Origin of the sequence: Knoellia remsis, from assembly GCF_003002895.1 — a bacterium.
Classification (GTDB): domain Bacteria; phylum Actinomycetota; class Actinomycetes; order Actinomycetales; family Dermatophilaceae; genus Knoellia; species Knoellia remsis.
In genome coordinates this window covers 233697-246212 of record NZ_PVTI01000002.1, presented here as the reverse complement: position 1 = coordinate 246212, position 12516 = coordinate 233697, and the positions used below count along the sequence as shown (strand labels likewise).

At 71.2% G+C, this 12516-nt stretch carries 11 protein-coding genes and 1 pseudogene; 6 read left to right on the top strand and 6 right to left on the bottom strand.

Annotated elements, in window-relative coordinates; all coding sequences use genetic code 11:
• A pseudogene (locus BCF74_RS17230) lies at nucleotides 1–267 on the top strand (IS110 family transposase); the annotation flags it as partial.
• A gap of 176 nt (nucleotides 268–443) precedes the next feature.
• Here BCF74_RS17230 and infB read toward each other — a convergent pair.
• The 4 genes from infB to rimP form a co-directional block, all read right to left on the bottom strand.
• A complete protein-coding gene (gene infB / locus BCF74_RS02450) occupies nucleotides 444–3305 on the bottom strand; it encodes a translation initiation factor IF-2 (RefSeq protein ID WP_106296358.1) in 2862 nt (953 codons plus the stop codon).
• A 93-nt stretch (nucleotides 3306–3398) separates the two neighbouring features.
• A complete protein-coding gene (locus tag BCF74_RS17670; RefSeq protein ID WP_245889172.1) occupies nucleotides 3399–3644 on the bottom strand; it encodes a YlxR family protein in 246 nt (81 codons plus the stop codon).
• A gap of 149 nt (nucleotides 3645–3793) precedes the next feature.
• Nucleotides 3794–5113 carry a transcription termination factor NusA gene (nusA, locus tag BCF74_RS02440; RefSeq protein WP_106296356.1) on the bottom strand — a complete coding sequence of 440 codons (1320 nt, stop codon included), beginning with the start codon at nucleotides 5111–5113 and terminating at the stop codon, nucleotides 3794–3796.
• 1 nt (nucleotide 5114) lies between these two features.
• Entirely contained in the window at nucleotides 5115–5639 is a 525-nt protein-coding gene (gene rimP, locus BCF74_RS02435) for a ribosome maturation factor RimP (RefSeq protein WP_106296355.1), read from the bottom strand.
• Between the two features lie 101 nt (nucleotides 5640–5740).
• On the opposite strand from rimP, the gene BCF74_RS17015 reads away from it, so the two are divergent.
• From BCF74_RS17015 to BCF74_RS02425, 3 genes are all read left to right on the top strand, one after another.
• Nucleotides 5741–6769 (top strand): DUF4439 domain-containing protein, encoded by a 1029-nt coding sequence (locus BCF74_RS17015; protein WP_146132855.1) that lies wholly within the window; start codon nucleotides 5741–5743, stop codon nucleotides 6767–6769.
• A gap of 56 nt (nucleotides 6770–6825) precedes the next feature.
• Nucleotides 6826–7707, top strand: coding sequence for an aminoglycoside phosphotransferase family protein (locus BCF74_RS17010; RefSeq protein ID WP_146132854.1), 882 nt, complete (start codon nucleotides 6826–6828; stop codon nucleotides 7705–7707).
• Nucleotides 7708–7868: 161 nt separating this feature from the next.
• Nucleotides 7869–9233, top strand: a complete 1365-nt coding sequence (locus tag BCF74_RS02425) for a cation:dicarboxylate symporter family transporter (protein WP_106296353.1) — start codon at nucleotides 7869–7871, stop codon at nucleotides 9231–9233.
• 72 nt (nucleotides 9234–9305) lie between these two features.
• Here the strand turns inward: BCF74_RS02425 and BCF74_RS02420 are convergent, their stop codons facing one another.
• Nucleotides 9306–9950, bottom strand: a complete 645-nt coding sequence (locus tag BCF74_RS02420; protein WP_106296352.1) for a hydrolase — start codon at nucleotides 9948–9950, stop codon at nucleotides 9306–9308.
• Nucleotides 9951–10138: 188 nt separating this feature from the next.
• Between BCF74_RS02420 and BCF74_RS02415 the strand changes: the two genes are divergently transcribed.
• On the top strand, nucleotides 10139–10585 hold the full coding sequence (locus BCF74_RS02415) for an SRPBCC domain-containing protein (protein WP_106296351.1): 447 nt from the start codon (nucleotides 10139–10141) through the stop codon (nucleotides 10583–10585).
• Nucleotides 10582–10932 carry an ArsR/SmtB family transcription factor gene (locus tag BCF74_RS02410; RefSeq protein ID WP_106296350.1) on the top strand — a complete coding sequence of 117 codons (351 nt, stop codon included), beginning with the start codon at nucleotides 10582–10584 and terminating at the stop codon, nucleotides 10930–10932. Before BCF74_RS02415 ends, BCF74_RS02410 begins: the two co-directional genes overlap by 4 nt.
• A gap of 69 nt (nucleotides 10933–11001) precedes the next feature.
• On the opposite strand, the gene BCF74_RS02405 is transcribed toward BCF74_RS02410, so the two are convergent.
• Entirely contained in the window at nucleotides 11002–12435 is a 1434-nt protein-coding gene (locus BCF74_RS02405; RefSeq protein ID WP_106296349.1) for a zinc-dependent metalloprotease family protein, read from the bottom strand.
• Nucleotides 12436–12516 lie beyond the last annotated feature (81 nt).

Genomic DNA, 12516 nt, shown 5'->3' with positions numbered 1-12516 from the left:
GTCAACGGCCTACGACGCGGCAACTCCTTCCTCGCCCACCGCTACCGCCGCCTCGCCCGCCGCATCGGCAAACTCCGCGCGATCGTCGCCGTCAGCAGAACACTCCTGACCATCATCTGGCACCTCCTGACCGACCCGACCCAGAGCTACACCGACCTCGGCGCCGACTACTACGACCGCCACATCGACACCACACGCCGCACCCAGCGACACGTCCGCGACCTCCAAGCCCTCGGCTACCGCGTCACCCTCGAACCCGTCGCCTGACCAAAACCCCACACACCACCGCGCCACCCGCAGCACTCACCCCTGCCCCCATCACCTTCATTTTCTGGATCAGTCGCCACACAACGAGGCGAGCGGGCGGCATACCGAATGGTCATCGGTATGCCGCCCGCTCGCCTTCTCGGGTCACATCCACGCTGTGCGTGGGACCCGGCGCGTCATTCGCGGGGCTTCTCGCGCATCTCGTAGGTGGCGATGAGGTCACCGATCTGGAGGTCGTTGTACGACCCCAGGTTGATGCCGCACTCGAAGCCCTCGCGGACCTCGGTGACATCGTCCTTGAACCGGCGCAGGCCCGCGATCTCGACGTTCTCGGCGACGACGACACCGTCACGCGTGATGCGCGCCTTGGTGCCGCGCCGGATCTCGCCACTGCGGACGATGGAACCGGCGATGTTGCCGAACTTGCTCGACCGGAAGATCTCGCGGATCTCGGCGGTGCCGAGCTCGACCTCCTCGAACTCGGGCTTGAGCATGCCCTTGAGCGAGGCCTCGATCTCCTCGATGGCCTGGTAGATCACCGAGTAGTAGCGGATCTCGACGCCCTCGCGCTCGGCGTAGTCGGCGTTCTGACCCTCGGCGCGCACGTTGAAGCCGATGATGATCGCATTCGACGCCATCGCGAGGTTGATGTTGTTCATCGTGATGGCACCGACGCCACGGTCGATGATCCGCAGGTCGACCTCGTCGCCGACGTCGATCTGCAGCAGTGCGTCCTCGAGGGCCTCGACCGAACCCGACACGTCACCCTTGAGGATGAGGTTGAGGGTGTCGACCTTGCCCTGCGCGATCGCCTCGTTGAGGTCCTCGAGCGAGATCCGCTTGCGAGCCTTGGCCAGGCTGGCCTGGCGGTCGGCCGACTCGCGGCGCTCGGCGATCTGACGCGCGGTGCGGTCGTCGGGCGCGACGACGAAGGTGTCGCCGGCGCGCGGGACGCTCGACAGACCGAGGACCTGGACCGGGCGCGACGGCCCGGCCTCCTCGACGTTCTGGCCGTGCTCGTCGAGCATGGCGCGGACGCGGCCGTAGGAGCTGCCCGTGACGATGGCGTCGCCGACCCGGAGGGTTCCGGACTGGATGAGCACCGTCGCGGTCGCGCCGCGGCCCTTGTCGAGGTTGGCCTCGATCGCGACGCCGCGGGCGTCCCGGTCGGGGTTGGCCCGCAGGTCGAGCGCGGCGTCCGCCGTGAGGAGGACGGCCTCGAGCAGGGTGTCGATGTTCTGGCCCTGCTTCGCCGAGACGTCGACGAACATCGTCTCGCCGCCGTACTCCTCGGCGATGAGGTTGTACTCGGTGAGCTGCTGGCGGATCTTCGCCGGGTTCGCACCCTCGACGTCGATCTTGTTGACCGCGACGACGATCGGGACGTCCGCCGCCTGGGCGTGGTTGAGCGCCTCGATGGTCTGCGGCATCACGCCGTCGTCAGCCGCGACGACGAGGATCGCGATGTCGGTGACCTTCGCACCACGGGCACGCATGGCGGTGAACGCCTCGTGACCCGGGGTGTCGATGAAGGTGATCGCGCGGTCGACACCCTCGTGCTCCTTGTGCACCTGGTAGGCACCGATGTGCTGGGTGATGCCACCAGCCTCGCCGGCTGCGACGTCCTCGTTGCGGATCGCGTCGAGGAGTCGCGTCTTGCCGTGGTCGACGTGACCCATGACGGTGACGACCGGCGGCCGCGGCTGCAGGTCCTCCTCGTCCTCGGCGTCGACACCGATCTCGAGGTTGATGTCGAAGGAGTCGAAGAGCTCGCGCTCCTCCTCCTCCGGCGACACCATGCGGATGTCGTAGCCGAGCTCGGAGCCGAGGACCTTGAAGGTGTCCTCGTCGAGGCTCTGCGTCGCCGTGGCCATCTCGCCGAGGTGGAAGAGCACCGTGACGAGCGAGGCCGGGTTGGCGTTGATCTTGTCGGCGAAGTCGGTGAGGGAGGCACCCTGGCGCACCTGGACGACGGTGGAACCGTCGCCGCGGGGCACGGTCACGCCGCCGATCGACGGCGCCTGCATCTCCTCGAACTCCTGGCGCTTCGCGCGCTTGGACTTGCGGGCGCGACCGCGGGGACCACCGCCACGTCCGAACGCACCCTGCGTGCCGCCGCGACCACCGGGGCCACCGCGGTAGCCGCCGCCACCGGGACGACCACCGTAGCCGCCGCCACCGCCGGGGCCACCGCCACCGGGACGGCCGGGACGACCGCCACGTGCCGGACGCTCGCCGGGGCGCGCGATCGAGCTCGAGGACGGCATCATGCCGGGGCTCGGGCGGGGACCACCGGGACGCGGGCCACCGGCGCCCGCGGCACCGCCGGGACGGGGCGCGCTGCGCGGACGCGGCATGCCCTGGCTCGACGCGAACGGGTTGTTGCCGGGACGGGCGGACCCGCCCTCACGGCCGGCACCACCCTCGCGACCACCGTCGCGGCCGCCACGGCCCATGCCCTGGCTCGGCGCGAACGGGTTGTTGCCCGGACGCGGGGCACCGGGGCGCGGTGCGGGTCGGGCGGCAGTGCCGCCCTCCGGTGCGCCCGGGGTGGCCTTCGCCGCCGGGGCGGCGGGGGCCGCCGGCGTCGCCTTGGCCGCGGGGGCGGCCGGGGCGGGGGTGGCCTTGGCCGCCGGTGCGGCGGGAGCCGGGGCGGCAGGCGTCGCCGGAGCGGACTCCGCCGCGGGGGCCTTGGTCGCAGGGGCGGCCGGGCCCGGGGTGGGCGCGGCCGGGGTGGCCTTCGCCGCGGCCTTCTTGGCCGGCGTGGGGACAGCGGTGTCGGCGTCAGCCGGGGCTGCGTCGTCCGGAGCCGCGGGGGTCGCCTTGGCGGCGGCCTTCTTCGCGGGAGCCTTCTTCGCGGCGGGGGCTGCGGGAGCCTCCTCCGGCGGGAACTTGTCCTTGTACCGGCGGACCACCGGCGCCTCGATCGTCGAGGACGCCGACTTGACGTACTCGCCCATCTCGTTGAGGCGTTCGAGGAGGACCTTGCTGGTCACTCCGACTTCCTTGGCGAGTGCGCTCACTCGGACCTTTGCCACGTTTCTCCTGTCCTGGTCCGGGCGGGCAGGCGCGGACCGTCGTTACAGCTGGGGGGAGCTCATTGCTGAGTACTCATCGGGTGCTCATCAGCGTCAAACCACTCTCTGTTCAGAGTCTTGGTCGGTTCCCTGGGGGCGGACGGTTGTCTGCTCGTGGGCGGCGATCCACTCCGCCACGGCACGGGTGTCGAGCGGGGCGCTGGCTCGCAGCGCCCGCCCGAACGCTCTGCGCCGGACGGCGAGGTCGAAACAGTCACCGGTGGGGTGCAGCCAGGCGCCGCGCCCCGGGAGACTCCGCTGTGGATCGGGGACGAGGTCCGCATGATCCCCAGCGACCACTCGCAGGAGTGCCGACCGGCTATCCGTCGCCCGGCAGCCGACGCAGGTCCGCACCGGTCCCGTCGAGGACGGGGTATGCCGTGTGCTCGCCTCTTCGTGCGACGTCCGAGCCCGGAGTCCAGTCCGGTCGGTCCCCACCAGTCTACCGCCTAGCCGCGTGGGGCCGCGCCACCGCCGGTTCCCGGGCGGTGCGTACCGGCGCTCGGCGCGTCGTCGTCGGGCGCGGCGCTCGACCCCGCGCCGGACGGCCCCGAGCCGGGGTTGTCGGAGCGGATGTCGATGCGCCAGCCGGTGAGCTTGGCCGCGAGACGAGCGTTCTGCCCCTCGCGCCCGATGGCGAGCGAGAGCTGGTAGTCGGGCACGACGACGCGCGCCGCCCGCAGCTTCGGGTCGACGATCTCGACCGACTGGACCCGCGAGGGGCTGAGCGCCGCCGCGATGAACGTCGCCGGGTCGTCGCTGTAGTCGACGATGTCGATCTTCTCGCCGTGCAGCTCCGACATGACCGCGCGCACGCGCGCCCCCATCGGGCCGATGCAGGCGCCCTTGGCGTTGAGGCCGGGGACCTTGGTGTGGACGGCGATCTTCGTGCGGTGACCGGCCTCGCGGGCCAGTGCCGCGATCTCGACGCTGCCGTCGGCGATCTCGGGAACCTCGAGGGCGAAGAGCTTGCGCACGAGGTTGGGATGGGTGCGGGACAGGCCGATCTGCGGTCCGCGGAGCCCGCGCTTGACGCTGACGACGTAGGTGCGCAGGCGTTGGCCGTGGACGTACTTCTCCCCCGGCACCTGCTCGGCCACCGGCAGGATGCCCTCGACGGAGCCGAAGTCCACCGTGACGTGGCGCGGGTCGGGACTCTGCTGGATGACGCCCGCGACGATGTCGCCCTCGCGTCCCTTGAAGTCTCCGAGGATCGCCTCGTCCTCGATGTCGCGCAGCCGCTGCACGATGACCTGGCGGGCCGTGGCCGCAGCGACCCGGCCGAAGTCGGCGGGGGTGTCGTCGAACTCGGGGCCGTACTCACGGCGGGTCCGCGGCCGCGCCGGCTCCGTCGGGGCCGCCGCGGCGGCATCCTCGTCGGCTCCGGAGTCGTCGCTGTCGTCCGCGTCCTCCGCCTCCGAGTCTCGCGCTGCGCCCGACTCGACCGTCTCGGCGTCCACGCCCGACGCACCGGGCCGGTCCGTGCTCTCGGTGCTGTCGCTGGACCCGGCGGCATCCGCCGACGCCGAAGGATCGGAGCCACCCTCCTCGGCCGGACCCTCGTCCTCAACGGGAACCTCGAACTCCTCGCGTGCCCAGATCGTCACGTGACCGGTCTTGCGGTCGAGCTCGGCGCGGGCGCTGCGGTAGGCACCGTCGGTGCGCTGGTAGGCGAGCAGCAGGGCCTGCTCGATGGCGGGGATGAGGACGTCGAGCGAGATGTCGCGCTCCCGCTCGACACCACGCAGGACGGCGAGGTCGATGTCCATGTCAGCTCTCCTTGTCGTCCTTGCGCGCGAACTCGACCTGCACCTCGGCGCGGTCGATCGCGGCATACGGGATGGTCTCGTCGCGCGCGGGCGACTTCTTCGCGGCGGGCACCGTCACGACCACGTCGTCGGCGGACGCACGGGTGATGCGGCCGGTCACGGGGTCGCCGTCGCGCAGCTGGACGGTCACCAGGCGGCCGACGTTGCGCTGGAAGTGGCGCGGCTGGGTCAGCGGCCGCGACACCCCGGGCGAGGTGACCTCGAGGGTGTACGACTGTTCGCCGAGGACGTCGGAGTCGTCGAGCGCGTCGCTCACGGTCCGGGTCGCGTCGGCGATCTCGTCCAGGGAGAGGGGCTCGGTCATCTCGGTGAACCCGTCGGCGCCGACGTCGGGCAGCTCCCGGTCCACGACGACCTTGACGACGCGGCGACGCCCAGCAGGGGTCACCGTGACCTCGTCCACGACGAGTCCCGATCCGGCGAGTGCGCCATCGAGCAGCTCCTGCAGTCCGGTGTCGCGGGTCATCGGCCTCCCTCTCTGAAGTTCTGTCGGCCGGCAGTCCTGCCCCGGCCACGCCCACTCTAGCCGCGGTCCGGGATGGGTTCCACGCGTGCGAGGATGCCGCCATGCGTGACTCCACTCGGCGGGCTCTGGGCCCGTCCCGGCGGGTCGTCACGGCGGGGGTCATGGGGGCCGGTGCACTGGTGCTCGCCGGATGCGGCATCCGCCTCGAGGACGACGCACCCCGCGTCCCGCTCGTCCCGACGCGCTCGCCGATCGACGGGGAGACCGCCCTCGTCACCCTGCTCGGCGCCGTGCGGGATGCGGCCGCCGCACCCGTCGACCCCACAGCACCGCTGTCCCCCCGGCTCGCTCCCCTGCACCGACGCCAGGCCACGGTGCTCCACGACGCCCTGCGCCAGCGAGGCGTGCCGGCGGCCGAGCTCGCACCCACGCCCACGTCGACCCCCTCCGGCCCGTCGACGGCGGGGCACAGCGCGTCCACGACCGCCTCCGGCGGCGCATCGAGCAGCCCCGCACCCACTGGCGCCTCCGCGTCCCCGACGCCCTCCCCGCCATCCACGCTGACCGCGGTGGAGTCCGCGGTCGTCGCCGCCGGCAAGGGCGGCGAGCAGGCGCCGCCCGACCTCAGGCCCACGGTCGTCGCCCTGCTCGGCCTGTCCCACGCCGCGCTCGAGCTCACGACCGGCAACGCCGCTCCCTCCCCGGATGCCGAGCCCTCGTGGACCGCTCCCGACGGTCTGGTCCCGCTCGTCGAGTCGCTGCACCGCAGCACCTACCTCCTCCAGGTCGCTGCGGCCCGCGGTCCGGCGCAGGCGCGCGGGGACGCCCTCGACGTCATCGCCCGGATCGAGGACGTGACGCGCGAGGTCGTCGTCGCGGCCGGTTCGTCGGCGCCCGCACCCGAGCTCGGCTACGCACTCCCCCAACCGGTCGGCACGCCGGCGCAGGCCACGGCTCTCGCGACGCAGACTTTCGCAGGCCTGCTCGAGACCTTCGGCGCGAGCCTTGGGAAACTCACCGAGACCGATCCCGGGCCCGTGTTCGAGCTGTTGCCCCGCTGGTTGGGAACCGTTGCGGCACAAGCCCAGCGGACCGGCATACCGCTCACACCCTTCCCGGGACTGGTGTGACCGGCAGCGGCCCCGCCGAGCGGGAGCCGAAGGCGCCCGCGGACTGGCTCGCGTGGATGAGCCGACTCCCCTCCGAGGGTGGGCCGCCAGGAGCCGAATGGGTGCGCGACGTCGACCGGTTGACCCGCGAGAGTGCCGAGGCCTGGGACCTCGCCGTCGTCGGCGAGCCGATGACCGGGTGGACGGCGGTCGTCCACCCCGTCGTGCGGCGCTCCCAGCTCGGTGACCCGGCCGCCGAGGCGCTCGTCCTCAAGGTCGGCTGGCCCCACGTGGAGGCGGCCCAGGAGCATCTCGCGCTGCGGGCCTGGGGCGGGTCCGGAGCCGTCCGCCTCGTCGCCGCCGACCCGTCCCATGGCGCCCTGCTGCTCGAGCGCCTCGACTCGCGGCGGGACCTCATGCCGGTCGACATCGACGAGGCGTGCGCCGTGGTCGGTGGGCTCTACCGGGAGCTGCACGTCCCGGCACCACCGACGATCCGGACCGTCGCGGCATACCTCGACCCCTATCTCACGAAGCTGCGCCAGCGCACCGACCTGCCCCGACGGGTCATCACCCGGGTGACCGGGCTCGCGCGGGACCTGCTCGCCGACGCCGGGCCGCCGCTGCTGCTCCACGCCGACCTGCACTACGAGAACGTCCTCGCCGCCGACCGCGCCCCGTGGCTCGTCATCGACCCCAAGCCGCTGGCTGGCCACCCCGGCTACGAGCTGCATCCGTTGCTGCGCAACAGGATCGACGAGATGGGCACCGGCGCGGCGATGCGCTGGTCGGTGCGCCGCCGGCTCGAGGTCACGTGCGAGGCAGCGGGCCTCGACGAGGAGGTGGCCCGGCTCTGGTGCATCGTGCGGTGCGGCGTCGAGATCCTCTGGGCCGCCGTCGACGGCGACGACGTCGAGCTGTCGAAGAACCTCACCCTGATGAAGGCGCTCGAGGAGTAGCCGGCCTCCGGCCACCGAGAGTTCCGGCCACCGAGAGTTCCGGCCACCGAGGGTTCCGGCCACCGAGACACGACCACCCACCTCGGGGCCTGTGACCTGAGTCACGACTATCGTTCCGCCGGGGCACCGCCGCCCAACCCCCTGACCAGCGAGGAACGACCATGAGCGAGACCACGACCGAGACCCGACCCGTGAAGCGGGATCGCACCCATTGGCTCTACATCGCGGTCATCATCGCGATGATCCTCGGCATCATCGTCGGCTTCGCGTTCCCGGAGTTCGGCATCAAGCTCAAGTGGCTCGGCACCGCCTTCGTCAACCTCATCAAGATGATGATCACGCCGATCATCTTCTGCACGATCGTGCTCGGCATCGGGTCGGTGCGCAAGGCAGCCCAGGTCGGCAAGGTCGGCGGCCTCGCTCTCGGCTACTTCCTCACGATGTCGACCTTCGCCCTCGCGATCGGTCTCGTCGTCGGCAACATCGTCAAGCCCGGCACGGGCCTGCACCTCACCGAGGAGCTGGCCCAGAGCGGGCAGGAGCAGGTCGCGGCCGAGAGCGAGACGACGGTCGACTTCATCCTCGGCCTCATCCCGGACACGCTGGTGTCGGCCCTGACGTCCGGCTCGGTCCTCCAGGCCCTGCTCGTGGCCCTCCTCGTCGGCTTCGCGCTGCAGAAGATGGGGCCGGCCGGCGAACCGATCCTCGTCGGCATCAAGCACGCTGAGCGACTCGTCTTCCGGCTCATGGCGATGATCATGTATGCCGCGCCCATCGGCGCGTTCGGAGCCATGGCCGCCGTCGTGGGCGCCACCGGGCTCGACGCGCTCAAGAGCCTCGCGCAGGTGATGATCGCGTTCTACATCACGTGCTTCCTCTTCGTCTTCGTGGTCCTCGGCGGCGTGCTGTATGCCGTGACGCGGATCAACGTCTTCGCGCTGCTGAAGTACCTCGCCCGCGAGTTCCTGCTCATCCTCTCGACGTCGTCGTCGGAGTCCGCGCTGCCGCGGCTCATCGCGAAGATGGAGCACGCCGGGGTGTCGCGTCCCGTCGTCGGCATCACGGTCCCGACGGGCTACTCGTTCAACCTCGACGGCACCGCGATCTACCTGACGATGGCCTCGCTCTTCATCGCCGACGCCATGGACAAGCCGTTCACCCTCGGCCAGCAGATCTCGCTGCTGCTCTTCATGATCATCGCGTCCAAGGGCGCTGCCGGCGTGACCGGCGCCGGGCTCGCGACCCTGGCCGGCGGTCTCCAGTCGCACCGCCCCGACCTCGTCGACGGCGTCGGCTTCATCGTCGGCATCGACCGGATGATGAGCGAGGCGCGCGCCCTGACGAACTTCGCCGGCAACTCCATCGCGACGGTGCTCATCGGCCACTGGGTCGGCGAGCTCGACCGACCGCAGCTGGACCGGGTGCTCGCCGGTGACGACCCGTTCGACGAGGCGACGATGCTCGACGACTCCCATGACCGGACCGACCTCGTCGGCGACCCACATTCACAGACGCAAGGCCACTGACGACGCACGGCGACCGACCGGCGAGGCGACTGACCGGCATACGGCCCCTGCCCGACCATCCGGGGCGGGCGCTCAGCCCTCCGCGGCGTCGAGTTCGGCCTTCTTCGGGAAGTACCAGTTCATGATCTCGCGCAGGTTGTCGCTGTCCTCGCGCGCCCAGTTGCGCATGAGCTCGGACGCGAACTGGATCGCCGTGATCGGGTGCGCACCGGCCTGGACCATCCGCTCGAAGGCGCGGTCGTGGGAGACCTGGCTGATGCCGCCACAGGCGTCCGCGACCGGGTAGACCTCGAAGCCCTCCGCGAGCATGTCGAGCGTCGGGAAGGTCATGCAGACCTCGGTCCACAGGCCGGCGATGACGACCTTGCGGCGCCCGCTGCCCGTGATCGCCTCGCGGAACTCCTCGTCCTCCCAGGAGTTGACGCCGGTGCGGTCGATCTCCTCCACGCCGGGCAGCTCGTCCTTGATGACCTGGGCGGTGCCCTCGTTGACCCCGAGGTCGACGCCGACGGTCGAAAGCACCACGGGCACACCGTATTTCGTCGCTGCCCGGCAGAGCGCGACGACGTTGAGGTCGATGCGTTCGCGGCTCGACGACGTCACCGTGCCGTACTGCTCGGGCTGGTAGTCGATGAGGGTGAGGACGCAGTTCTGCGGGGTGAGCAGGTGGTCGCTCGTCTGGTCACGCACGGGCTCGGGCTGGGTCTTCTTCGCCATGACTTCGTCCCTTCGTCGGTCCCGGTGCGGGCGTATGCCGTCCGCGCGCCGTGAGCGCGCGGCGCCACCGGTCGTTCCTCACCCTAGAGCGAGAGCGACAACCGCGCAGGTGCAACTTGAGGGTTGCTCATGCGCACGGGTTGTGCAACTCTGAGGTTGCACTCATTCATTGACCACAGGAGCACGCCATGAGCACCACGCCGATCGAGGACAGCATCACCCGCGACGTCGTGATCGACGCACCGCTCGCCGTCGTCTGGCAGCTCGTCTCCCAGCCCGGCTGGTGGATCAACGACGGGACGATCACCGACAACACCCGCGAGGAGAAGGACGGCGCTGTGCAGGTCACGAACGCCACCCACGGCACCTTCCCCGTCTCCGTCGAGCAGTCCACGGAGCCGACGCACATCGCCTACCGCTGGGCGCCGTGGGGTGAGCGCTCGCTCGAGGACGCGACACTGGTCGAGTTCTTCCTCTCGGGAGAGGCGGACGGTCCGGTCACGGTGAGGGTTGTCGAAAGCGGCTTCTCGGAGCTGGCGATGGCTCCGGAGAAGGTCGCGGAGAACCACCGCGAAAACGCGTCCGGTTGGACGGACGAGCTGCGCGCGCTCCGGACCCACCTCGAGGGTCGATGAGCGCTCGGGCGACGTCCGAGGAGGCGGCGACGAAGGTCTTCACCGCCCTCGCCGACCCGACCCGGCGTCTCGTGCTCGAACGTCTCGGCCGCCTCGAGTCCGCGACGGCAACGGCACTGGCGCGCGACCTCACCGTCACGCGCCAGGCCGTGCTCAAGCACCTCACCGTCCTCGCTGACGCCGGCCTCGTCGAGTCCCGCAGGGACGGTCGAGAGGTGCTCTTCACCGTCCGGCCGGAGCACCTGCGCTCCACCGCGGCCTGGCTCGTCGCCCGCGCCGACGCGTGGCAGGACCGGCTTGACGCCCTGCGCTCCGCGGCCGAGAGTCGCGCCGGACGCGGTCGGTGACGGGCGCACACAGGCGCGCGGACGGCATACGACGCAGTGTCGGTATGCCGTCCGCGCGACCGAGGGTGATCAGCTCACCGTGAGCGTGAACTCACCCGCACTGCCGTAGTCGGAGTAGCCGGTCGTCAGCGGGTCGGCGGCACCGGTGCCGTCGACGACGACGTAGTACGTGCCCGCGGCGAGGTTGAGCGTGCCGCTCGCCCCGAGTCCGCTGGCGGTTCCGGTGCTGACCTGGGCCGAGGCCGGGTTCCACGTGCCGACCTGGGTGCCGGCCGAGTTGCGGACGCTGAGGCGGATGTCGAGGTTGGCACCGACCGCCGCGGGGGCCGCGGTGAAGGTGCGGCTGCCGGCCGCGACGGTGACCTTGAACCAGTCGACGTCGGGCGCACCGGTGACGACACCCGTGACGGGCGTGCCGACAGTGAGCGGTGATGCCGTCGCCATCGACGTCCCGTGGTCAGCGGCGCGCAGGGCACCACCGTTCTGGCCGATCACGACGAAGTCGTCCTGGCGGTTGTTGGCGTCGGCGTACTCGCCCTTGCTCCACTGGGTGATCGGCTCGGAGTAGCCGACCCCCATGATCGGCGCCCACGCGCCGTGACCGCGGTAGTAGCCGACGCTCGAGGTCCCGTCGTGACTGAGGCCGAAGTTGTGGCCCACCTCGTGCGAGGCGGCCTCGGCGATGTTCTTCGCACCGGTGCCGACACCCTGGGTGAAGACCCAGGCCGGCTGGTTGTAGCCGTTGTTCGCGCTGTCGACGGTGCCGACGTAGGCGACGCCGCCGCACCCGCACGAGGAGTAGTACCAGGACGACGGGTCGATGACGACGCGGCTGCCATAGGTCGTGTCGGTGGAGCTGGAGCGGTTGAGCGCGGCGGCGCCGGGGTCCTGGGTGGTGACGTCGATGTCGAAGGGCCGGTAGTCCTCGGCGACCCGCTTCCACACCTCCTCGATGACCGCCCGCTCGGCCGTCCCGAACGTCGACGGCGAACCGTCGGTGTCGTACGGCGGGATGGTGATCGGGTCCTGCTTGCCCTGGTTCCACGCCGTCCCGGTGAGGACGAACCCGTCGAAGTCGAGGTAGACGACCCGGTTCGACCCCGGCTTGCTGTGCAGCGCGAAGGTGTCGGCGGCTGCGGTGGTTGTGGTCGGCGCGGACGGCTTGCGTGAGGCGGCGTTGGATGCGGCCTTCTCGGCCTCCGTCGCCTCAGGGTCGACATGGAACAGGCGGGCGTCGGAGTCGAGCCACGCCGTGGCGTCCGTCGAGAGGACGCGACGCAGCTGCGCCTCGCTCGTCCCGTTGGCGCGGGCGACGTCCGCGACCCTCCCGCTGACCGCGGCCAGGGCGGCCTTGCCCTGCAGGGGACGGTTGACGAGGGTCTCGACGGGCTGGGGGGTGGGGCCGGTCGGGGCACTGGCGGCGCTGTTGGCCAGTACCGCGGAGGCAGGAAGCAGTGCCGCCACTGCTGTCAGGGCGGCGAACGCGCGACGTACGGGTCGCATGGGCGGGTCCTCTCTTGTCCAGCACGGCGCCGACGTGCGCTGTGCGCGGTGCCAGCGTGCTGCTGCCCCGACCAAGGGCGA